We start from the raw sequence: 23,261 nt of genomic DNA, 5'->3' as shown, positions 1-23,261 counted from the left end.
GCGCCGCGTACCGGATCGCTCCGGTCGCTCAGTCGAACCGGCCCGACAACGAGATGCCGACGATGCGCGGTTCGTTGAAGACCGCGGCATTGTAGTTTTCGATCACGCCCTTCAGGTTCTTTTCGTTGGTGATGTTGCGGGCGAAGGCGGCGACTTCGTACCGGCCGTCGGCGGTGGTGAAGCCGGCCTTCAGCCCCAGTTCCAGATTGCCGTCGGCGTAGAATTCACGCGTCCGGTACAGCACCATGTTGGTATAGCCCTGCATGTTCAGGTCGCTCGCCACGAAGAAATTGCCGCGATCCGACAGTGGTATGTCGTAGCGGACGGCCGCGTCGATCTGCCACCGGGGTGCATTGGGCAGGGGGTTGCCGTCGATCTGCGCCAATACCGCCGGCTGGCCGAAGATCGTCGCGGGCACCGTCGGGTCCAGCACGGTGCAGGTCACCTGTCCACCGAAGGCGCAGACCTGCGCGAACACGCGCTTGTCCTTGATCTCGGTATGGATCGCGCTGCCGCCCAGCGAAAAGGTGATGTTGCGGATGGGGCGCCAGTCCAGCTCGGCCTCGACGCCATATGCGTCGGCATGGTCGGCGTTGAACAACGTGCCGTTGCCGTTGGCGTCGTTGCCATTCAGCTGGATGTCCTTCACGCGGTAGGTGAAGGCGCTGGCGTTCAGGCGCAGCTTCGACGTCGGCTGCGTCTTCACGCCGGCCTCGTACGACATGATCGTCTCGCTGTCGGCGGTCGAGAACGGCGTGTTGAACACCGCCGATCGTCCCTGGATGGTCGGCCCCCGGAAACCGCGCGCGATGCGGGCATAGACGTTGGCGGTCGGATCGATCTCGTACAATGCCGACACGTCCCAGCTCGGCTCCTTGCCGGTCAGCGTCACGTCGCGCGACGCGGCGGGGAAGGTGTCGGCACTGCCCGCCGCATTGCGTCCGGCGCGCACCAGCCGGGTGCGCTTGTCGTCCTCGGTATAACGTGCGCCCGCCGTCAGCGTCAGGCGCTCCGCAAGGCGGTAGCTGGCCTGCCCGAACACCGCCCAGCTGGTGTTGACGTTGCGCAGCCGCACCCAGTTGTTCGGGTTGCGATCGCGATCGCCCGGCAACAGGAAGAAGCCGCGCTGATAGAATTCCGTCACGTCGCGGGTGTCGAAATAGAAGCCGCCGATCTGCCATTTGAACGCGCCTTCGCCGCTGCTCGCCAGCCGCAGTTCCTGCGTCCACTGGTCGAGATCGCGGACGCGCCCTTCGCTTTCACCAGAGCCCACCCCGCCGAAGTTCGTCGCCGCGCCGCCATCGGTATCGCCGCGGCTGTAGCCGGAGGTGGTCTCATAGGCGGTGATCGAGGTCAGCGTCGCTGCGCCGAAATCCCACGCCGCGTTCACCGATCCGCCATAGGTCTTGTAACCCTGCGGGTTGTTGGCGGCTTCGTCCAGGGCGATGCGGTCGCGTGGTTCCAGGTTGATGTTGTTCTGCCCGCGGATCAGCGCGCCACGGTGGAACACCGTCGACGTGCCCTCATACGAACGGACGTGGCCGGAGACGTTGACCGACAGCGTCTCGGTCGGCGTGAACAGCAATTGCAGCCGTGCATCGCGCTCGTCGAAGCCGCCCAGTACGTTGCGCCCGCCGCGTGTCCCGTCGCGGCTGACGCCGGTATAGGTGTTGTCGATCCAGTCGTCGCGGTGCTGGTACAGGCCCGACAGGCGGATTGCGATCTTGTCCTGCACGATCGGCCCGCCGACGCCGGCGTCGAACGTCGCCGTATTGTACGTGCCGTAGGATGCGTTGAAGCGGCTGTTCCACACCTGACCGGGGCGGATCGTGTCGAACTTGATGATGCCGGCCGTGGTGTTGCGCCCGAACAGCGACCCCTGCGGCCCGCGCAGCACCTCGACATTGGCGACGTCGTAGACCGGGTTGGACTTCAGCACGACATGCTCCAGCACGACATCGTTCTGGATGATCGACACCGGCTGCGACGCGCCGAGGTAGAAGTCGATGTTGCCGAGGCCGCGAATGTAGAACCGCGGGAAGATGCGGCCGGTGGTCGTCTCGGCATAAAGGCCCGGCACGCGCCCGGCGAGCGCCAGCGCATCCTCGCCGCCCGCCTGGAAGGTGCGCAGGTCGTCGCCGGTCACCACCGCCACCGATACCGGCACGCGCTGGATGTTCTCGGACCGGCGCTCGGCGGTCACCACCACCTCGCCCAGTCCGGCATCGCCCGCGTCCGCAGCGCTCGCGCTCCTGGTGTCGGTCGCCGGGGCGGTGCCGGTCTGCGCCATCGCGGGCACGGCGGTGGCGGCGGCGATGCCGGCCAGCAGGATCGATTTCGTGGAACGACGCATGGGAACCCCTTTGAGACTGGCGGGAAGGCGCGATCACCGGTCGCGCCGACTCGTGCGGTGCTTGTCCCGGTGCCGATGGTCGCTGCTGCCCGGCGTCGCGCCGCTAGGGGGCGAATGTGTCGGGATCATGAAACGTGACGAAGTATTTCCTCTACGCCGGTCCGGTCCGCGCGCTCGCGCGCTAAACCACGCATGAATGGCGCATTCCGTCGCGGTTCAGCCCCGTGGCGGCATAGCGTCGCTACAGGCTCGCACCGGTCGGCGTCACCGGCGGCGGCGGGCGGGTACAGGAGGTCCGATGATGTCTGCGTTCTGGAAGAAGACCGTCTTGGCGACCGGCCTTGCGGCCACCGCCTTGGCCAGCGCCGCGCCCGCCGAGGCGCAGCGCTACCGCCGCTACCGCGATCGCGGCGGCGATACGGCGGCGGGTGCGCTGATCGGCGGCGTGATCGGCCTGGGGCTGGGCGCGGCGATCGCGTCGAGCAGCCGCAATCGTTACTATGACCGCGGCTACAACTACGATCGGCGCGGCTATTATGACGACCGCGCGTATTACGCCCCGCCGCCGCGCGTCTACTACCGCGACCGTTATTACGCGCCGCCACCGCCGCCGCCGGTCTATTATGAGCCGCGCGGCTACTATCGGGGTTATGATGCGCCCGGCTATTACCGCTGGTGACGCGACCGACGGCGCGGGGCTGGCCCCCGCGCCGTTTTTTTGTGGCCGGGCGCGCCGCTTTGCGGCAAGGGCGGGCGCATGAGCGATACTCCTCCAGACCATCTGTCGATCGACCCGTCGAGCCCGTTCTTCGATCAGGCGGCGCTGCAACGCGGCGTCGGCATCCGTTTCAAGGGCGTCCAGCGTCGCGATGTCGAGGAATATAGCATGACCGAGGGCTGGATCCGCGTCGCGCTCGGCAAGAAGGTCGATCGAAACGGTCGGCCGCTGACCATCAAGCTGACCGGCCCGGTAGAGGCATGGTTCGAGGATGCCACCGCCGCCGAGAGCGACGGCGACGGCGAAGACGCCGTCCAGCCGTAAACCACCGACATCCGGCGGTCGTCGCCGGCGGTCCGGCATTGGCGGCACGGTCCACCCGGACCGTGCCGTCGTGCCTTGGTCTAAGCGGTTTCCAGCGCCTCGCTGGCCGCCATCCAGCGCGCCTCGCTCGCCTCGATCCGGTCGTTCAGGTCGGCCCGCCGCTTCATCAGCTCGGTCATTGTCAGCTTGCCCAGCGTTGCGTCGGCAGTCGACGGATCGAACATCGCGCGGTCCACCGCCGCGCGCTCCGCGGTCAGCTTGCCCAGTTCCGCCTCGGCATCGCGGGCTTCCTTCTTCAGCGCCTTGTCCGCCTCGCGTCGTCCGGCTGCGGCCTTGCGCTCCTGCTTGGTGCCGCCCTTCGCCTTCTCCGCGCCCTTGCCGTCGCCCGACAGGATCATCGCGATATAATCATCGAGGCTGCCGTCGTATTCGCGCGCGGTGCCATGATCGACCAGCACCAGTCGGTCGGCGGTCAGCTCCAGCATGTGCCGGTCGTGGCTGACCAGCAGCACCGCGCCGGTATAGGCGTTCAGCGCCTGCACCAGCGCCTCGCGCGCGTCGACGTCGAGGTGGTTGGTCGGCTCGTCGAGGATCAGCAGATGCGGCGCCTCCCGCGTCACCAGCGCGAGCGCCAGCCGCGCGCGCTCCCCGCCCGACATGCTGCCGACCCGCGCGGTCGCACGGTCACCGGAAAAGCCGAACCGCCCCAGCTGCCCGCGCACCGCGGCGGGCGAGGCATCCTTCATCACGCGGGTCATATGCGCGAGCGGCGTGTCGTCGGCCTCCAGCTCCTCGACCTGATATTGCGTGAAATATCCGACCTTCATCTTCGCGGTCGCGTTCATCTCGCCGTCCAGCGGTGCCAGCTGCGCCGCCAGCAGGCGCGCGAACGTCGTCTTGCCGTTGCCGTTGCGGCCCAGCAGAGCGATGCGATCGTCGGGGTCCATCCGCAGGTTCAGCCGCGACAGGATCGGCGTGCCGCCATAACCGACCGCGGCATGATCCAGCGTGATCAGCGGCGGGCGCAATTCGGTCGGGTTCGGGAAGTCGAACGACAGCGTGGGATCGTTCGCCGCCTCGGCGATCGGCTGCATCTTCGACAGCATCTTGGCGCGGCTCTGCGCCTGTTTCGCGGTCGAGGCGCGGGCCGAATTGCGGGCGATATATTCCTGCAACTTGGCGCGCTGCGTGTCCTGGTTGGCCTTTGCCGCCGCCAGCTGCGCCATGCGCTCCGCACGCTGCCGTTCGAACGCGTCATAGCCGCCCGGATACAACGTGATCTTGCCGCCTTGCAGGTGCAGGATATGGTCGACGACGTTGTTCAGGAAGTCGCGCTCGTGGCTGACCACGACGATCGTCGCGCGGTAGCTTTGCAGGAAGTCCTCCAGCCACATCACCGCCTCGAGATCGAGGTGGTTGCTCGGTTCGTCGAGCAGCAGCAGGTCGGGCTGCGAGAACAGCAGCGCGGCCAGCGCCACGCGCATCTTCCACCCGCCCGAGAAACTGTCGAGCGGGCGCGATTGCGCTTCTTCGTCGAAGCCGAGCCCGACGAGGATGCGCGCCGCGCGCGACGGCGCGGCATAGGCGTCGATCGCGATCAGCCGCTCGTGCACCTCACCCAGCCGGTCCATGCACCCGGTGCCGTCGAACGCCTCGGCCTCGGTCAGCAGCGCCGCACGCTCGGTATCGGCGGCGAGTACCGTCTCCAGCGGCGTCGAGTCACCGGCGGGCGCCTCCTGCGCGATATAGCCGATCCGCGCGCCGCGCGGCATGTCGGCGGAGCCCTCGTCGGGCTCCAGCAAACCCGCGATAACGCGCACCATCGTCGACTTGCCGGCGCCGTTGCGCCCGATCAGCCCGACGCGGCTACCGGGCGGCAGCGCAGCCGTGGCGCGGTCGAGGATCGTGCGCCCGCCAAGCCGCACGGTGATTCCATTGAGAGAAAGCATGCGCGCGCCTGTAGCGGAATGCGGGGGAGGGGGGAAGGGAGCGGGAGCGCCGCCCGACATGGCCGTCGACGCTTCATCGCGGGGGGGCGTGAGGCGTAATCGCGACCTCTCCGTTCTTCGGGGCGCCACCACCAATTATGACGGTATCTGAAAACGATGGTAGAACGGCGCGTCGCGCGTATCTGCCACGACTGAAACGCTGGCCGCGTCGAAATCGGCACCAGCAAGGAGACTGGGATGAAAGTTGCAATCCTGCTGTGGGCTTTCGGACTGGCCGCCGCGATGCCCGCCTTCGCCGAGCCGACCCGCGTGGTGGTCCGGGTTTTGAGTCAGGATGGCAAGTTCGTTGGCGATCACACCGGCGGTGCGCGCGTGACGCTGCGCGATGCGCAGTCCGGCAGGACGCTGGCGCAAGGCGTGACGAAGGGCGGCACCGGGGACACCGACCGGATCATGCGAGCCAACGGCCGCTCTCCGCTGATTCAGACCGACGGCGCAGCAACGTTCGATGCGATCGTCGACATCGTGGAGCCGACGCTCGTCGACCTTGAGGCAGCGGGGCCGCTCGGTCGGCCCTGGTCGCTTATTAAGGTGACCTCCCGGCGGTGGATCGTGCCGGGCGAGCCGGTCGATGTCGGCAACGGCTGGATGGTCGAGCTGCCGGGCCTTGCGATCACCCCTACCGCATCGCGCGATGGCAGCGCCGTGATGGTCCGGGCCAAGGTCGAGTTGATGTGCGGCTGCCCGATCACTCCAGGCGGTGAGTGGGACGCATCTGAGTATAAGGTGATCGCCACCGTCTGGTCGGGTGGCAGGAAGCTGACGGAAACGCCGCTGCCGTTCAAGGAATCACCGGGCGTGTTCGGCGGCCCGGTCGACGTACCATCGTCCACCAAGGCGCAGATCTACGTCAGTGCCGTCAACACCAGAACCGGAAACTCGGGTCTGGTTTCGGTTCCGGCTCCCCAGCGTGATGAACCGCTCGTCAAGTCGAGGAAGCCGGCGGGGTAGGCCGCCGGACACCCTTGTCGGGGCCTCATGCCCGACGCTGGTGACGGTCGTTGGCGGTCCCTCTTCGCTGTCCGGAGGCGAATAAACCGGAGAGGCACCGTCGAACGAGCGGCTGATTGCGCAAGCGCCGTATGCCACCCCGGCGTGCGGCTAAGCCCCTCGTTCAAACGGTATCTCCGTCCCCGGCCGCCGAAGCCCCGATGCCGCGCTGCTCGCTCAGGATTTCCCAGCCGGTCATGAACAACGCCGCTACCACGGGGCCGACGACGATCCCGCTCAAGCCCAGCAGATCGATGCCGCCCAGCGTCGTGACCAGCACCAGCCAGTCGGGCAGGCCGGTATCGCGACCCACCAGCATCGGCCGCAATACGTTGTCGGCCAGCCCGATCACGAACACGCCCGATGCGATTACCACCGCGGCCTGCCACACCGCGCTCGTCGCCAGCAGGTAGATCGCCACCGGTCCCCAGATGATCGCCGGCCCGATGGCGGGCAGCAACGCCGCGACTGCCATCAATACTCCCCACAGCAGCGCGGCAGGCAGCCCGACGATCCAGAATGTCACCGCCCCCAGCGCACCTTGAACCAGCGCGACGACCCCCGAGCCCTTGATGGTGGCGCGCACCACCGCCACGAACTTCTCGGCCAGCCGCGTCGCCACAGAATGCTCCAGCGGCAGCGCCCGCACCACCGCCGGCCCGATCCGCTCGCCATCCCGCAACAGGAAGAAGGTGACGTACAACCCCACGCCGAACGCCAGCAGCCATGCCGCGGCGTTCGCGCCGATCGACAGCGCCTGCCGTGTCAGGGTGCTTGCGCTGTCGCTCAGCGTCGCGGTGACGCGCGCCTGCGCCCGCTCCAGGCTGTTCAGCCCGGCGCTGTCCAGCCATTGCTGCAACCGCATCGGCAGGGCGTCATGCATCTGTTTGAAGTAACTAGCAAAATCGATCTGGCCACTACGCATTTGCGCATAGACGCCTGCCGCCTGATCGACGACCATGCTCGCCAGGATCATCGCCGGGATCACCACGGCCACGGTGATGACCAGCAGGGTCAGCGCCGCCGCCATATTGCGCCGCCCCGGCCAGCGCCGGGCGAACCGCTGAAAGATCGGCTGGAACAGCAGCGCAGCGAGCAGCGCTGCCAGCAACGCGCCGATGAACCCCGACACGACCAGCAACAACCCGATCGTGATGAGCGTGAGGAACAGGATCAACCCGCCGTTTTCGACGTGTTGTCGGCGTATGGTCATCTACGAAGTCCTCGGGCTATGCACACGCCGCGCGATCGGGGCGATGTCGTTGCGCAAGGGTAACGCCATTGATGTCGATTGGGTCCGCAGGGCAGGGGAAGAGTTACCGGCCTGCTCCGCGCGACAACTTCGTCCCCCCGCGCGACCCTGTCCCTTTGGGAAGCCCACGTGTGATCGCGTCATCGTGAACCTGCGTGAACTTGCAACGCGTCGTCCGCTGTCTCTGCGCGACGCGAGCGATGTCGCGCGGATCGCCCGAACAGATGGATCACCTTCATCGGCGAGCAATTCGATACCCGTGAACCACTGAATGTCGATCCAGCCCGCCACTGGTCGAACCTTGGTCGTTTCACCTCGCTTCTTCAGTGCACCGCTGCGAGCGGAAAACAGCATCGTGTCCGGAGCGCCCTGCGATCCACATCAGCGCGATCACGGGGCGATCGGGCACCCCGGCCGGCGTCGACCGCCGATCCTGCCCGCGTCAGTCGAACGCCCGGCCGACGTGCGTCTCGCCGCGGGCCTTGGCCAGTTGTTCCTGCCGGTGCCGCTCGGCATAGCTGGCCCGTTCCTCCGGGGTGCGCGCGTCGGCGCACGCCGGGCAACTGACCCCCTCGACATAGGACGGCAGCGCGCGATCCGCGGCGCTTACCGGCATCCGGCACGCGAAGCACAGCACGTGCGTGCCCGGCGTCAGGCCATGCCCCACCGCGACCCGTTGATCGAAGACGAAACACTCGCCCGCCCACGCGCTTTCCGCAGCCGGCGTCTCCTCCAGGTAGCGCAGGATGCCGCCATCGAGATGGTGGACCTGCTCCACGCCCTCGGCCTTCAGGAAGGCGGTCGATTTCTCGCAGCGTATGCCGCCGGTGCAGAACATCGCCACCCGCCGCTTGCCTGCCATCAACCGCTCGCGATTGTCGCGGAACCACGCGGGAAAGTCGGCGAAGCCCGCGGTGTGCGGATCGACCGCGCCGGCGAACGTGCCGACCGCGACTTCGTAATCGTTGCGGGTGTCGATCACCAGCGTCTCGGGATCGGCGATCAGCGCGTTCCACGCGGCCGGCGCGACATAGGTGCCGGCGTCGGTCAGCGGATCGACGGTAACGCCCATCGTCACGATCTCGCGCTTCACCTTCACCTTCAGCCGGTGGAACGGCATCGCCGCGGCCTCGGCGAACTTCAGCGACAGCTGCGCGCATCCGGGCAGCGCGCGGATGTGCGCCACCACCGCATCGACCCCGGCGGGCGGACCGGCGATCGTGCCGTTGATGCCTTCGCCGGCCAGCAGCAGCGTGCCCTTCACCTCCACCGCCCGCGCGCACGCCAGCAACGGCTCACGCAACGCATGCGGGTCGTCGAACCGCGCGAACCGGTATAGCGCCGCGACCTTCATCAATGGACGAAGCGCGCCACCACGTCGCGATAGCTGCGGCTGACCTTCACGTTCGCGCCCGATCCCAGCACCAGGAAGCATTCGCCGTTGGTGTGCGGCTTCACTTCCTTGACCAGATCCAGGTTGACGATCGTCGACCGGTGGATGCGCTGGAACCGGCGCGGGTCGAGCCGCTTCTCCAGATCCTTCATCGTCTCGCGCAGGATCAGGTTACGATCGCCGGTATAGATCACCATGTAATCGCCCGCGGCGTCGATCCGCTCGATCGTGTCGACGTCGACGCGGAAGATCTGGCCCTGATCCTTGATGTTGATCATTTTCTCGAACCGGCTGGCGTTCACCGCATCGCCGCCATCGGCCATTTCCGCCGCCGCCTCCGGCGCGTGCTCGGCCAGCGCCTCCTTCAGCTTCTCCGCCTCGCCGGCGCTCTGCCGTTCGGACAGGCGCTGCCGCACCCGGTCCAGCGTGTCGGCCAGCCGCGATTCCTCCACCGGCTTCATCAGATAATCGGTCACCTGCGCCTCGAATGCCCGGATCGCATGGTCGGAATATGCGGTGACGAACACGAACAGCGGGGGCTCGACGTCCATCAGGCCCTGCACGACCGAGAAACCGTCGAAGCCCGGCATCTGGATGTCGAGGAAGACGAGGTCGGGCTTGTGGGTCTTGATCGCGCTGATCGCCTCGCGGCCGTTCTGGCACTTGGCGATGATCTCGACGTCGTCGTGGGCCTGCAACCGGAGTTCCAGTCCCTGGATCGCCAGCGGCTCGTCGTCGACGAGGATGGTACGAATGGTCATCACACCTCTCTATTGGGTACTTCGAGCTGGTACGGGATCTCGATCTCGACCCCGAACCCGCCCGTCGGCATGGCGCGCACATCGAAGCGGTGGTCCGGCCCGTAAGCCTGCGCCAGTCGCTCCCTGATATTGGCGATGCCCACGCCGGTTGAAAGGCTTGGCCGCGATTTCGTCGGCATCAAACCCGGTCCGGTGTCGGATACGCCGAGCAGCACCCTGTCACCGACGAGCCGAACGGTGATGCAGATTTCGGCGCCGTCTTCCTGCGGGGTGACGGCATATTTGATCCCGTTCTCGACCAGCGGCTGGAGCAACAGCGACGGCAGCCGCGCCTTCTCCGCGGCCGGATCGATGTCGAACTTCGGCCGCAACCGGTCCTCGAACCGCATCTTCTCGATCTCCAGGTACAGCTTCAGCGTCTCGACCTCCTGCGCCACGGTGACGTGCGCGGTCGGCTCGTTGGCGAGCGTGTAGCGCAGGAACGACGACAGCCGGCTCAGCATCGCGTTGGCGCGCTCGGTCTGCTTCAGCAGCACCAGCGTCGAGATCGAGTTGAGTGTATTGAACAGGAAGTGCGGGTTCAGCTGATAGCGGAGCATCGCCAGCTGCGCCGAGGACGCCTGATTCTCCAGATGCTCCATCTGGTCGATCTGGTCCTCTAGGATCAGGTAGAAATTGATCCCGAAATACAGCGCCGACCAGCCCGCAAGCACGGTAAAGCTCAGGAACAGCGCCGCCAGCAACAGCGACAGGTCCACACCCGGCGCGGCCAGCCGGATCAGGCTGAACGAAAACGCATAGAGCGTCGCATACAGGAACGTCGCGGCGGCCAGCGTGAAGATCGACAGCAGGATGCCCGTGACGCGCGGCAGCCGGCGGTAATGGCCATACAGCGTCGAGAGCAGCAGCGTGATGCAATAACCGATGATCGATTCGATCAGGACCGAGACGATCACCTGCAACGACGCATTGCTGCTCAGCGACGACACCAGCCGCAGCACCAGATAGCCGGTCCACCCCGCCGCCTGCAGCTTCCAGAATGCCGAGGCCTTGTTCTCGAAGAACGGCCGCACGAACAGCGGGCGCTCCGGCGTGCCGGCATAAGCGGACGGGGCGGGAGCAGCGGAGACGGAAGTCACGGAAGTCGCCATCGCGCCCTCCCTACACCGCCCGCGGGCGCGGCGCAAAAAGGAAGGGCCGCCGCTCCGCGAAGGAACGACGGCCCTGCCGGTCAGGTGCGTGCGATCAGAAAGTGAAACGCGCGCCGATGCGGACCGAGTACAGCGACTGACGCGACGAGATCACGTTCTGCTGGTCGGGCGACACCGACGGCGCGGTGAAGCGATATTGGCCGCATGCCTGCGCGGTGTTCTGCGTGGTCTGCGCGCTGGTCGGGGTCGTGCCGCTGGCGACCGGTGCCTGCAAGCACTGCACGCGCACCGCCGCGGCGGTGAGCGGGAAGGCGTATTCGCGGATCTGGCCCCAGTTCTTGTTGATCAGGTTGGTGACGTTCTCCACGTCCGCGAACAACGTCACGCGGCTGCTGCCCAGCCCGGTCGGGATCTCCTGCGATACGTGCAGATCGATCTTGGTGAACCACGGAGAGTTGAACGCATTGCGCGGCGCGATCTTGCCACGGAACTTGGACAGGCCGCTCGAATTGATCAGCGCGTCGAGGTTGGACGCGGTCTGCGCCGCGGTCTGCGTCACCCGCCCGTTCACGATCGTGTCGCCATAGCTGACCAGTGGATCGGTGGTCGAAACCGGCACGTACATCAGATAACGCGCCTGCGTGCCGACGTTCCCGAAGATCGGGCTGCGGTTCGATGACGTATCCTGCATCGTGTAGCTGTAGGGCTTGCCGATGCGGGTCTCGCCGAACACGGCGATGTTCGTCTTGTAGTCGCCGAAGAACGCCCGGTCGAACGTCACGCCATATTTGATCAGGTGACGGACCTGATCGTTCGACACGCCATACGCCGCGCCGCCACCATCGAAGAACGCGCCGTTGGCGTAGTTCGACCCTGCGGTGGAGGACGTCGCCGGGGTTTTATCCTTGACGTCCTGATAGGTGTAGCTTGCCGAAAGGCTCAGCCCCGCGTCGAACGACTTGTCGAACCGCGCTACGCCGACATAGGAGCGGCCGCGCCCGGTGTTGGTCAGCAAGATATCCTGGAACCGGTCGGCGAACGTCGTCACCGACTGGTAACGCGTGCGGCCATCCGGCGTCGTCGACGTGCCCGGCACCGCGCGGATGTCGGTGAAATACACCTGATCGCGTACGCCCGACCACAGGAAGTCGGCACCGAAGTGCCAGCCGCCGCCCAGGAAGCCGCCGAAGTCGCTATCGTAATCCGCCGACAGCGTGCCGCGCCACTGCGAGGGAAGGCGGAAGTTGCGATCCAGCGCGTTGGTCGGGGAGTTCGCCGCCGACGCTGCGTTGTTCAGTTCCGTGTTCGCTGCCGCCGGGATCGTGGCCCCGTTGACACCGGTCAGGATCTGCGCGCCGGTGGGAACGGAATAGCTGCCGTTGTTCGCCTGCGTCACGTCGATGCTGTTCGTCAGGAAGCCGGTGTTCGAGAAGCTGTTCGAGACATAGACGTCCGGTGATCCGCCCGAGAAGATGCCGATGCCGCCGCGGAAGGTAAGCTGTGTCGTCGGCTTGAAGTCGAAACCGATCCGCGGCTGGAACACCCCCCGGCCCGAGATGTAGGTCGTGTTGGTGAAGCCGTACCGGTTGACGAAGTTCGGGTTCAGCTCTGGACGGCTCTTGCCGCCGTACATGTCGTAACGAGCGCCATAGGACAGCGACAACGTGTCGCTGATCCGCCAGTTGTCCTGAATGCCGAAGGCATAAGACTGGTACTGGAAACGGGCCGCGCCGTTGATCGGGTCGAGGCTCGGCACCGCATTCTGGTACCGCAGACGCTGCGCGTTGCCCGCCGCGAAGTCTGCGATCGAGTCGAAGTAGTAATCGCCGGCGGTGCGCTGCACGAACAGGTTGACGATCTTGGTATCCGACATTTCGCCGAAGATGCGCAGGTCGTGGTCGTCACGCGTCAGGCGCGCCTGCACCGTGCCGCCCCAGGTGCTGCTGGTCAGTTCGTTGGACTGACGAGAGATATCCGGCCCGAACGACACGGTCCCCGATCCGTTGGCGCAATTGGTCGACAGGTCGATGCCGGTCGCGGTGCTGCCGACCCCGGCGAACCCGCCGCGATCGGACTGCGCGGCGGTGCAGACCTGCATCTGGGCGAATCCACGCCCCATGATCGGGTCCTGACCGCGCTTGTAATCCTTGTAGAAGCCGCGGACCTCGGTCGAGAAGTCGTCGGACCAGTCGGAGTTCAGCTGAACGACACCGGCGTGCAGCCGGTTCGACCCGATATAGCCGTTCGATTCCAGCCCCAGACCCGGTGCGTTGGCGGTGCCGCTTGCCGGGCCTACCTGGGTGTTCTGGTTGAAGCGGATCGAATCCTTGGTGTACATGTACGTCACCGACGCGCGCTGCGTGTCGGACAGGTTCGCGTCCAGCTTGGCGACCAGGCGGTCGTCCTGATCGTCCGAATTGTTCAGGACGCTGCCGGTGTCATAGCCGTAGCGGCTCTGCGCGATCTGCTGGATCTGCGACACCGCTTCGTCGGTGATGTTCGGGATGATCGTGCCGGCATTATTGCCCGGTGTACCTTCCGTGATCGGCGTGCCGGCGCGGATGCGCTCGCCCGCCACCATGAAGAACAGCTTGTCCTTGATGATCGGGCCTGAAATTTCGGCACCGTAATTCTCATACTTGAAGTTCGGGATGGTCACTCGGCCGGTCGGCACGCCCGGACCCGCCTTGGTGCGCTTGCCGGTCAGTTCATCCGCCGAATAGGCGTAGAAACCGGTGCCGTGGAATTCGTTGGTGCCCGACTTCAGGATGGCGTTGATCGCGCCGCCCTGGAAGTTGCCCTCGCGCACGTCGTACGGCGCGACCTTGGTCTGGAACTGGCCGATCGCATCGAACGGGACGGGCGAGCGGCGGGTCGGCAGCCCGTCGGGGTTCAGACCGAAATTGTCGGTCACCGGCACGCCGTCGACCGAGAAGCGGTTGAAGCGCGCGTTCTGGCCGGCGAAGCTGACGGCGCGGCCGCTGCCTTCGGAATAGTCGAGGCGCGCGAACGGGTCGCGGCGCATCAGGTCGCGGACGTCGCGGTTGACGGAGGCGACGCTGGCGATCTGCGCCGCCGACAGCACCGTGGCCGGGCCCTGGCTCAGGTTCCGGGCGTTGGGCAGGCGCGATGCGGTGACGACGATGTCAGCGCCACCGGCCGTCTCGGCGGTCAGTTCGATCGGCAACTCGAAGCTTTGCGCGACGACGGTCTGGATTTCGGTGACCTGCGTGTTCGCGAAACCCGGGGCCGCGACGCTCACCGTATAGGGGCCGCCGACGCGCAAGCCGGTGGCGTTGAAGCTGCCGCTGGCATCGGTCGTCACCGTGGAGGTGCCGCCGGTCGGCACGTTCACGATCGTCACCGTCGCCCCCGCGACAGGTGCGCCGTTGCCGGTTACCGTGCCGCGGATCGCGGACGTGGTTTCCTGCGCCATGGCGGCAGCCGGGATGACCAGCGCGACCGCAGCCACACCCACGAACAGGTTGTTTCGCATCGAAAATTGTCCCCTTCAAGCCGCTGCGCTATCCGCGACGGCTTCGTCGTCGGGGCGGCGATGACGGTTCAATATGTCGGTTGCGTGACACTTGCGAGTCGCGACAGGGTGCGCTGCAACACTTTGGTTCGGCGTTGCAAAAAAGCGACAGCGGCGATGGCCCGTTTCATGAGCGGCGGCGTGTGAACATCCGCCGCCACGCCGGCATCGCGCTGCCCGATTGCAGCACCCCGCGCCGGAACAGTCGCGCGCCGATCGTGATGAAGATCGCCACCCACAAGAGCTGCCACGCCAATGCCGCGACATGCGGCCACCATCGCGGCGATCCGGCGGCCTGTCCGGCCATCGCGAACGGGGAGGACAGCGGGAACAGCTCGGCGGCGGTCGCCAGCCAGCTGCCGGGGTGCGACACGGCCGACGATGCCAGCCCGAACATCCCCACCTGCAGGATCGTGATCGGCAGCGACAGCATCTGTACCTCGCGCATCGTCGATGCCTGTGCGCCCACGCCCAGAAACACCGATCCCAGCAGCAGATAGGCGGTGGTGAAATATGCGGCGAACAGGATCGCGAACGGCACGATGCCGATCGCCGGGCGCAGGTCCTGCAACGCCCCCGCCATGTCGCCGGGCAGCAACATGCCGATCTGGCTCAGCACCGTCCCCCAGAACGCGACGAACAGCACCGCCACTCCGTACATGCCCAGCAGCTTGCCCAGGAACACGCTTTCCAGCGGCACCGCTGCCGCCAGGATCTCGATGACCTTGTTGTTGCGCTCCTCCGCCATCGTCCCGACGACCTGCCCCGACAGGAACAGCGTCAGGAAGAAGATGCCGAACACCGCGAAGAACGACGCGGTGCTCCGGCCGCCCAACGATGGCGCGGCGTCGTCCACCCGTTCCAGGACAGCCTCGGGCGGCACGGCGTGCGCCTGCGCACCCAGCGCAGCGGCGCGGGCGACTGCCGCCAGATAGCGCGCCTCGCGCCGGTGCCCCGCGGCATAGACGATCGCCGGCGTCGACAGGGATCCGTGCAGCACCGCCGCCACGTCCACGTTCCGGTCGTGCAGCGCGGCGCGGGGTGTGGGGCCGGGGGCGCGATGGTCCAGCGCCGGCGGGCGGGCTTCGCCCGGGAACAGCGGGCGCAACCGCGCATCGGCGTCGCGCACCGCCTCGCCGGCGTCCGGGGGCAGCATCACCACCAGCCGCGCCTTGTCTACCGACCCTTGCGTCGCCGATGCCGCCCCCAGTCCGCCGATCGCGCCGAACGACGCCATGATGACCGGCGCGAACAGGAACAGCAGGAAGATCGGGGTGAAGACGGTGGCGGTGAAATCGCGGCGCGCGATCGTCAGCGTCTGCCGCAACTGGCGACGGAGCGGCGTCACGCGCTGGTCGCCGTCTCTGGGACGGAAGCCGGGCCGGCGCTCTGGCCGACGATCCGCACGAACGCGTCGTGCAATCCGGGTCGCTCGATAGAAAGGCCCTTTATGCCGTATCCCGCCGCGATGAGCCGCGTCAAAAGCGTCTCGATGCCCTCTTTCGGCAACTCGAAACGCCATCCTTCCGCCTGTGGCAAAGCTTGCGGGGGCAACATCTGCGCAAGGTGCATGTCTGAGTTATTCGGCACGTAATGGACCTGTTGCGGCAACAGCCCGCGTGCTTCCTCGACCGTTCCCTCGAAGCGCCGCTTGCCACCGGCGATGATCGCCAGCCGGTCGCACAGCCGCTGCGCATGCTGCATGACGTGGGTGGAGAACAGCACCGTCGCACCCCGGTCGCGCTCGGCGAGGATCAGCGCCTCCAGCCGTTCCTGGTTGACCGGATCGAGGCCGGAAAACGGCTCGTCGAGCACCAGCAGGTCCGGCCGGTGCACCACCGCGCCAAGCAGTTGCACCAGTTGCGCCATGCCCTTCGACAGCTTGCGTATTTTCTCGCTCACCGCGTGGGCCAGCCCGGCCGCTTCCATCATCTCGGCGGCGCGTGTCCGTCCGGTCTGCCAGTCGAGCCCGCGCAGCGCCCCCATGAAGGCCACCGCGTCGCGCGCAGTCATCGATGGGTAAAGCCCGCGTTCTTCAGGAAGATAGCCGACGCGGTCGCCGACATCGCGCGGGTGGTCGGCCCCCAGAAGCCTGCGCGTTCCCGCATCCGGCTCGATGATCCCCAGCATCATGCGCAGGGTCGTCGTCTTGCCCGCGCCGTTCGGCCCCAGCACGCCGTAAATCGCGCCGCCGGGCACGGTCAGGTCGACCCCGTCCACGACCCATCGCTCGCCATATCGCTTCATCAGGCCTTCGGCGACGACGGCGAATTCACTGGATGCCACGCATTTGTCCCCGTTCATCCATCAGCTTAGCGGTGCGCGTGCCGTGCGCCAATCGCTATCGTCCGAACCGCACTTTCAAACCCGCGCAGAAAATGACGTCGGAGCGTCGGAACCGGCGGCGCCAACTTCGGCGACGTTCTGCGCCCGTGCGGTATGGCCATCGATCTAACCGCTGCCGTTGACCGAGATACGGAAGCTATTGTCCAGCGAGGGGTGACCGACACACGAACCCGGCGTCACGAAGGCGTTCGTCGTTCCAGTCGGTCGCCACGGTCAACTCGCTGACCGACCGCGTTCGCAGGACAACGTCCGCGGTCCATCTGCATGCGATCTCTCCGCCAAGATCGGCATTTCAGCTGCGCGCGCCGTTGATCAGCGCAGAGGCATCGCGCTCCGTTGCCTACCTTCCGGCGAAAATAACGATTTGAGCAGCTATGTTCGATCGGCGCGAACAAGTCTCGCCGGGCTCCGATGCCATGCATGAAGCATCATCAAGGCAGCTCGTGCAGCCCACACGTTTGTTTGATTGTCAGACGGCGCGAGGGCATCAGTGTTCGCGGAACGAAGACCAGAAGCTGCCGACCAGCGGTTCCAGTGCATAGTCGAGTGCCGTGCGCTTGCGCAGCGGGATCAACACCTGCGCCGGCATGCCCGGGCGAAGCTTGAACTGCTCGCCCCGGAACCGTGCGAGGACGTGGAGTTCTTCCGGCGCCACGGTCACCTCGCCCGTGAAATAGCTGGCTCCACTCTTTTCGTCGGTGAAGCTGTCCGCCGAGAGGCGGGTCAGCGCACCATTGAGTGGCGGGATGTCGCGTTCGTGCAGGCTCGGGAACTTCACTTGCGTCATCTGGCCAACCCTAAGGTCGTCAGCATCGTCGGGGGAGATGCGTGCCTGAATGCGTAGCGGCGCCTGTTCGGGTACGATGTCCATCAACTTCTGTCCGGCCTGGATCACGCCGCCGGGTGTGAACACCGTCAACCCGACCACGGCACCGGTGGACGGCGACCGGATCTCGGTACGGGCCAGCTGCTCGCGCGCAGCGCCCAGCTTGGGCAGCAACTCGCCAAGGCGAACTTCAACGTCGCGAAGGTCAGCCGCGGTGCGCTCGGAAAAGGTCCGCTGGGCTTCCAGGCGCTGGATCTGGCTTTCGCGCTCCGCTTCGCGCGTCTGCGCCACGCTGGCGGCATATTGCCCACGCTGGCCCTGCAATTCGGCGCGCATCCGCTCAAGCTCGCGCAGCCGGGTTTGCGACACGAAGCCCTTGGCAGCGACCGGACGCAGCGCGTCGAGCTGCGCTTCCAGCAACTTTAGCTGCTCTTGCGCGGACGCTACCTGCTCGCCGTAACCGCGTCCTTGTTCCGTCGACTGCGCCCCGCGTTGCCCAAGCGCGTCGCGTTGGGCAGAAAGTGTTGCATTGCGCGCACTCAGCTCGGTTTGCTGAAGCCGCATCGCCAGTCGCGCCTCCGCACGATCCTCGTCTTTCAGGGTCGCAAATTCGCGCGGCTCGGGCACGCGGGTCTGGCCAAGCTGCTCCGCCTCCAGGCGCGCGCGCTGCGCCAGCAGGCGGATCGCCTGCGAGGCAAGCGCACGTTCGCTGGCGTAGACTTCCGGGGAACCAAGCCGGATCAGCAACTGCCCCTGTCGAACCCGCTGACCGTCGCGCACGAAGATTTTTTCGACCACGCCGCCGTCACGATGCTGCACCGACTGGCGCTGCCCCGACACCGCCAGCACGCCTTCGGCATAGGACGCCGCGTCCAGCCGCGCGAAGCCGGCCCAGCCAAGAAAGCCCAGAAAGAAGACCGCCGCGACGATCAGGCCGTTGCGAATGTCGCCCTTTGGGTCGGCGGGCAAGTGGACCTTGTCATCGGCGATCGATGGAAGGGGCAGGGTGGCCATGGTTCAGGCGCTCGCGGTGGGTGCGTTGATGGAGGTGGCGGGACCTGCGGCGCCAGGTGCGGGCACCGCACGCGGCCGCTGCGGCGCGATCTTCGGAAGGATTTCGTCGCGGGGCCCGAACATTTCTACCCTGCCGGCACGCATCACCAGCAATTTGTCGACCACGGGCAGAATGCCGAGTTTGTGGCTGACTACCAGGATGGTGTGCCCGGCCTTCTTGTAATGATCGATCGCGGCGAGGAGCGCACCGTCGCCCTCGGCATCGAGATGCGCGTTCGGTTCATCGAGGATCAGCACCGCGGGGTCGCCGAACATCGCACGTGCGAGTGCCACCCGCTGGGATTGTCCGGCCGACAGCCCGCGCCCGCCGGCTTTCAGCTCGTGGTCGAAGCCGTTGCTCAGGCGCTGGATCAATTCGCGTGCACGTGCGCGTTCGGCGGCGGTGATGGCAGCCGAATCGATGGCGACGTCGTCATCGTCGATCTCGGTCGAGAAACGCGCAATATTCTCCTTTACGGTGCCTGCGAACAAGGACGGGTCCTGGGGAAGGTATCCGATATGCCGGGCCAGCTGTTCGGGATCCCAGTCCGCTGCATCGGCACCGTCGATGCGCACGCGGCCGCGATCGGGTGGGATCGCTCCCGCGATCGCGCGCGCCAGCGTCGACTTGCCTGCGCCGCTTGGCCCGACGATCGCGATCACCTCGCCTGCGGCGATCGTCAGCGTCACGTCGTTGACGATCGCGCCGTCACGCGTGTCGTTGAGGATCGTGACGTGCTCCAGCCCCAGCGCACCCTTCGGTGCGGGAAGCTGCGTTACCGGGCCACTGGCCTGCGCCTCGCTCAACAGCTTGTCGAGCCGCAAGTAGCTGCCATGCGCCTGCGCAATTCCCTTCCAGCTGCCGATCAGCATCTCGATCGGGGCCAGAGCCCGGGCGATCAGGAACGACGCGGCGAAGATCGCCCCGCCCGAAATCTGATTGTCGATCGCCAGCAGCGCGCCAAGTCCCAGCGCGAGGCTCTGCAGCGCCAGACGCACGAACTTCGTCGCGGTCATGTAATTGCCACCAGTGAAGCCCGCCCGCGTCTGCAACGCCAGCATCGTTTCACGGTACCGTAACTGTCGCGTCACCATGGCGCGGCGCATTCCCAGCGCACGAACCGCCTCTGCCCCACCCAGCATCGCTTCCTGGCTGGCATAGCTTGTCGCCGCAGCGACTTGCGCTCGTTCCATCGCCCCGCGCGTCGCCTTCTCGTTACGCCAAGCCAGGATCGGCAGGATCGCGCCGCCCACCAGCGCAACGACCCCGAGCACCGGATGGACAAGAAAACACACCGCGACGTAGATCGGCGTCCATGGCGCGTCGAACAGCGCCAGCACGCCAGGGCCGCTCAGCGTCTGACGCATCGTATCGAATTCGCGCAGCGCCTGGCGTGCGACCGGCTGGTCCGGGCGTCCGATCGTCGCGTTGAGCAAGACCGGGGATAGCGCCGCATCAAGCCCCACGCCCGCCCGCACCAGTAGGCGCGTGCGCACCCGGTCGAGTAGCGACAGCGTGACGAGGGCGAACAGCAGGACCACCGTCAGGAAAACCAACGTCAGCCGCCCCTGCGTCGGCACAACACGATCGTAGACCTGCAGCATGTACAGGGTCGGAGCGATATACAGCAAGTTGACGAGCGCGCTGAACCCGAATGCCGCCAGAACATGGCGACGACACAGCGCCAGTGCCGCGCGCATCGGGCTTTCGGAAACGGGATTCGTGGGGTGCCTCATGGAACCATGACCTAGCATCACTGTCACGTGCTGGCGACGATTTCCCCTAGCTGAGGATAAATCGCGTCACCGGATTATGTGGGCGGTCGCATCGACCGTCAGCGGTACGTCGAAGTAGCAGCTATCGTTAAAGAAACGCTTACTGACGTGGCTTGCATCGAACGGATCTGCGGCATCGGTTCCGTGTGACCGACCGGAGTGGCTTGCATCACGCGCGCAGATCTCTGGGCCGTTTTGCGCGTATGTCGAGACATGTCGGGTCGGCCGAATCATGTCCGGATAAGCCCTGCACCCGGGCTTCATCAGTCCTGCCGCCCGATTCGTTGCCGCCGTCGCGGCTCGCGGGATTGCCGTTTATGTGCGCCGGTCGGTATGGCTGCCGCCACGATCAGGTTGAGGCGTCATGCGATCTCACCGGCGCTACCCGGCTCATGGAATTTAGACGAACGCCGGCCCGCTACTACGCGCTATCGTCGGTTGCTACTGCGAGCGGGAGCGACGCTGCGCGGAGAGTCACCACGATCATCTTCAGGGCTGTCGCTCGCAACCTAAGTTACCGCCAATCACTATTGCTAGTCAGTCGCAATCGCCGCTATAGCCCTGATCGCGCCGCATAGGAGAAAGCGTCGAATGCTGATGCAGCGGATCGAGCCTGCGCGGGAGCCGACGCGTCCTGCCCGCCGTATTCGTCGCGGTGCAGTGGCGATGCTGCTGCGGTGTTTTACGGCTTTACTTGGCGGCTATGCTTTAACGGCGGCCGTTGCGACCCTTGTGGCACGATTGCTGCCGATCGAGCGTGTCGAGGCGACCGTGTGGGCGATGGTACCCTCGTTCCTTCTCTATGCGGTGGTCGCGCTGTGGTGCTTCCATGAACCACGCGCCCTTCGTGCGGCGACATGGGTCTGGGGCAGCGCGCTAGTCGTCGGGCTTACGCTATGGTTGCTGGGTGTGCGGACGTGACCCGTTCGATGCGACAGTCGATGGCGTGGATTCACGGCTGGCTGGGGATGCTGGCTGGCTGGATATTGTTCGCGATGTTCCTTACCGGCACCGCCAGCTATTTCCGGCCAGAGATCACGCGATGGATGCAGCCCGAACTGCCCATGAACAGCGCGTCGGCTGCCGACGCCGCGCAGGCGGCAGTTGCCGGATTGTCGCGGACCAACGGCGGCGACCAGCAATGGTTCATCATGCTCCCCGACGATCGGACCGCGACCACGCGCGTCTTCACGATCCCGCAGCCAGATGCCACGGTGAAGGATGCCACGCCCGGCAAGCGCCGCAAGCGGGGCGGCGAACTGGAACTCGATCCCGCGACAGGTGCTCCGATCCACGCGCGCGAGACCCGCGGGGGTGAGCACTTCTACCGCTTCCACTTCCAGTTGCAGCTGCCACACCCGTGGGGAAGGTGGCTGGCGGGGATATGTGGAATGTTCATGCTGGCTGCGATCGTATCGGGCGTCGTGACGCACAAGCGGATATTCGTCGATTTCTTTACGCTGCGCTGGAACAAGGGGCAGCGTAGCTGGCTGGACGCGCATAATGTTTCGGCGGTGCTGGCTCTGCCCTACCACGCGGTCATCACCTACACCGGATTGATGACGCTGGTCTTGATGTACCTGCCGTATCCGATCGCGATCAACTACAAGCAACCGCTGGATTTCGGCCGCGAGGCCTACGGGTTGCCGGTCGATGCCGAGGCGAGCGGCCGCGCCGCGCCGCTGGTGCGGATCGCCCCGCTCGTTCGTGACGCGGCCGCCCGGCTCGGTGCGCCGGTGGCCCGCGTCGTGGTGCGCAACCCAGGTGATACCGCCGCAACCGTGGCGATTACGCCAGCGGCCGTCAGTGCCCTGAACGCACGCACCGGTACTGTCGTGTATTCCGGCGCGACCGGCGCATTGCTGCACACGCCCAGCCGCAGTGGTGCGGCTGTGTCCACGGTGGGCGTGATGTTGGGGCTGCACGTCGCCCACTTTGCTGCTCCGGGGTTGCGGTGGGTGCTGTTCCTCCTTGGCCTGACGGGCGCAGCGATGGTGGGAACGGGATTGCTGCTGTGGACGGCGGCGCGACGACGCCCGGGCGCACCACCGTTCTTCGGGCTACGGTTGGTCGAACGGCTGAACATCGCGGCGATTGCCGGGTTGCCGATCGGCATGGGCGCCTATCTGCTCGCCAATCGCCTGATTCCGGCAGAGGCGATCGGGCGCGCCGACGCCGAAGTGTCAGCAATGTTCTACGCCTGGGGCGCGGCGGCGTTGCTGCAATTGCTTCGGCCCGCGCGGCAGGCGTGGCCGTTGCTCTTCGCCACCGGGGCGGCGATCTTTGTTGCGATCCCCGTCGCGAATGCGGTGACCACGACGCGCGGGTTGATCCCGTCGTGGCAGGCCGGCGACTGGCTATTCGTCGGCTTCGATCTGGCGATGCTGGTCACCGCAGCGCTGCTCGGCGCGGCGGCGTGGCGCGCCAGTCGTCCGCCACGCGTGGCTCGCGCGTCCAGGCACACAAGGGAGATGGTGCATGTGTGAGGGCGTGTTCTTGTGTGCGCTGGCCTTCGTGCTGCTGGCGGCGGCGTCATACAAGTTCCGGCGAGATGCCGGCGTGTCCGGCGAACGCATGGTTCGTACGCTGCGCAGCGGGGCCGCAGTATTGATTGGACTCGCGTTGATCCGAGCAGGCACGCCAATGGATGGCGAGCGCTGGGTCCGGTTGCTGACCTGCGCTTCGATCGCGGCGGTGGTGGTGGTGCTGGCATTGTCGGTTGCGCCGGGTGCGATCCTCTATCCCGTACGTCGGGCGCTTCTTCGCCGCTAAGC

The 23,261-nt window shown here is 66.3% G+C and carries 17 protein-coding genes; 6 read left to right on the top strand and 11 right to left on the bottom strand.

Annotation, left to right across the window (positions count from 1 at the left end):
- Window positions 1-28 precede the first annotated feature (28 nt).
- Window positions 29-2,353: a TonB-dependent receptor gene (locus ASE95_RS02160; RefSeq protein ID WP_056630826.1), complete on the bottom strand. Its 2,325-nt coding sequence runs from the start codon at window positions 2,351-2,353 to the stop codon at window positions 29-31.
- A gap of 298 nt (window positions 2,354-2,651) precedes the next feature.
- Here ASE95_RS02160 and ASE95_RS02155 point away from each other — a divergent pair, with 298 nt between their 5' ends.
- Window positions 2,652-3,032: a hypothetical protein gene (locus tag ASE95_RS02155; RefSeq protein WP_235528130.1), complete on the top strand. Its 381-nt coding sequence runs from the start codon at window positions 2,652-2,654 to the stop codon at window positions 3,030-3,032.
- Between the two features lie 78 nt (window positions 3,033-3,110).
- Window positions 3,111-3,395, top strand: coding sequence for a DUF3297 family protein (locus ASE95_RS02150; RefSeq protein ID WP_056630823.1), 285 nt, complete (start codon window positions 3,111-3,113; stop codon window positions 3,393-3,395).
- An 80-nt stretch (window positions 3,396-3,475) separates the two neighbouring features.
- Here the strand turns inward: ASE95_RS02150 and ASE95_RS02145 are convergent, their stop codons facing one another.
- Complete coding sequence (locus ASE95_RS02145; RefSeq protein WP_056630820.1) at window positions 3,476-5,344, bottom strand: ABC-F family ATP-binding cassette domain-containing protein; 1,869 nt, start codon at window positions 5,342-5,344, stop codon at window positions 3,476-3,478.
- A 282-nt stretch (window positions 5,345-5,626) separates the two neighbouring features.
- Between ASE95_RS02145 and ASE95_RS02140 the strand changes: the two genes are divergently transcribed.
- A complete protein-coding gene (locus ASE95_RS02140) occupies window positions 5,627-6,355 on the top strand; it encodes a hypothetical protein (RefSeq protein ID WP_156347845.1) in 729 nt (242 codons plus the stop codon).
- 163 nt (window positions 6,356-6,518) lie between these two features.
- Here ASE95_RS02140 and ASE95_RS02135 read toward each other — a convergent pair whose 3' ends face one another.
- The 9 genes from ASE95_RS02135 to ASE95_RS02095 form a co-directional block, all read right to left on the bottom strand.
- Window positions 6,519-7,607: an AI-2E family transporter gene (locus ASE95_RS02135; protein WP_056630814.1), complete on the bottom strand. Its 1,089-nt coding sequence runs from the start codon at window positions 7,605-7,607 to the stop codon at window positions 6,519-6,521.
- A gap of 481 nt (window positions 7,608-8,088) precedes the next feature.
- Window positions 8,089-9,000 (bottom strand): oxygen-dependent tRNA uridine(34) hydroxylase TrhO, encoded by a 912-nt coding sequence (trhO, locus tag ASE95_RS02130; protein WP_056630811.1) that lies wholly within the window; start codon window positions 8,998-9,000, stop codon window positions 8,089-8,091.
- Window positions 9,000-9,800: a LytR/AlgR family response regulator transcription factor gene (locus ASE95_RS02125; RefSeq protein ID WP_056630806.1), complete on the bottom strand. Its 801-nt coding sequence runs from the start codon at window positions 9,798-9,800 to the stop codon at window positions 9,000-9,002. The genes trhO and ASE95_RS02125 overlap by 1 nt, the downstream gene beginning before the upstream one ends.
- Entirely contained in the window at window positions 9,800-10,951 is a 1,152-nt protein-coding gene (locus ASE95_RS02120; protein WP_056630804.1) for a sensor histidine kinase, read from the bottom strand. Before ASE95_RS02120 ends, ASE95_RS02125 begins: the two co-directional genes overlap by 1 nt.
- A gap of 94 nt (window positions 10,952-11,045) precedes the next feature.
- A complete protein-coding gene (locus ASE95_RS02115) occupies window positions 11,046-14,447 on the bottom strand; it encodes a TonB-dependent receptor (protein WP_056630799.1) in 3,402 nt (1,133 codons plus the stop codon).
- 166 nt (window positions 14,448-14,613) lie between these two features.
- The gene (locus tag ASE95_RS02110) at window positions 14,614-15,834 is read right to left on the bottom strand and encodes an ABC transporter permease (RefSeq protein WP_056630797.1); all 1,221 of its coding nucleotides are present in this window, start codon (window positions 15,832-15,834) and stop codon (window positions 14,614-14,616) included.
- Window positions 15,831-16,790 (bottom strand): ABC transporter ATP-binding protein, encoded by a 960-nt coding sequence (locus ASE95_RS02105; protein WP_056630794.1) that lies wholly within the window; start codon window positions 16,788-16,790, stop codon window positions 15,831-15,833. Before ASE95_RS02105 ends, ASE95_RS02110 begins: the two co-directional genes overlap by 4 nt.
- A gap of 529 nt (window positions 16,791-17,319) precedes the next feature.
- On the bottom strand, window positions 17,320-18,672 hold the full coding sequence (locus ASE95_RS02100; protein WP_056630791.1) for an HlyD family type I secretion periplasmic adaptor subunit: 1,353 nt from the start codon (window positions 18,670-18,672) through the stop codon (window positions 17,320-17,322).
- A gap of 3 nt (window positions 18,673-18,675) precedes the next feature.
- Window positions 18,676-20,448 carry a type I secretion system permease/ATPase gene (locus ASE95_RS02095; protein WP_235528128.1) on the bottom strand — a complete coding sequence of 591 codons (1,773 nt, stop codon included), beginning with the start codon at window positions 20,446-20,448 and terminating at the stop codon, window positions 18,676-18,678.
- 771 nt (window positions 20,449-21,219) lie between these two features.
- Here ASE95_RS02095 and ASE95_RS17500 point away from each other — a divergent pair.
- The 3 genes from ASE95_RS17500 to ASE95_RS02080 are packed head-to-tail and all read left to right on the top strand — an operon-like array spanning window position 21,220 to window position 23,259.
- Window positions 21,220-21,408, top strand: coding sequence for a hypothetical protein (locus tag ASE95_RS17500; protein WP_200918718.1), 189 nt, complete (start codon window positions 21,220-21,222; stop codon window positions 21,406-21,408).
- Between the two features lie 20 nt (window positions 21,409-21,428).
- Window positions 21,429-22,973 carry a PepSY-associated TM helix domain-containing protein gene (locus ASE95_RS02085; RefSeq protein ID WP_056630783.1) on the top strand — a complete coding sequence of 515 codons (1,545 nt, stop codon included), beginning with the start codon at window positions 21,429-21,431 and terminating at the stop codon, window positions 22,971-22,973.
- Window positions 22,966-23,259, top strand: coding sequence for a hypothetical protein (locus ASE95_RS02080; RefSeq protein ID WP_056630780.1), 294 nt, complete (start codon window positions 22,966-22,968; stop codon window positions 23,257-23,259). The genes ASE95_RS02085 and ASE95_RS02080 overlap by 8 nt, the downstream gene beginning before the upstream one ends.
- Window positions 23,260-23,261: the final 2 nt, after the last annotated feature.

Source organism: Sphingomonas sp. Leaf231, from assembly GCF_001421995.1.
Taxonomy (GTDB): Bacteria; Pseudomonadota; Alphaproteobacteria; order Sphingomonadales; family Sphingomonadaceae; genus Sphingomonas.
This window is presented reverse-complemented; position numbering and strand designations above follow the sequence as displayed.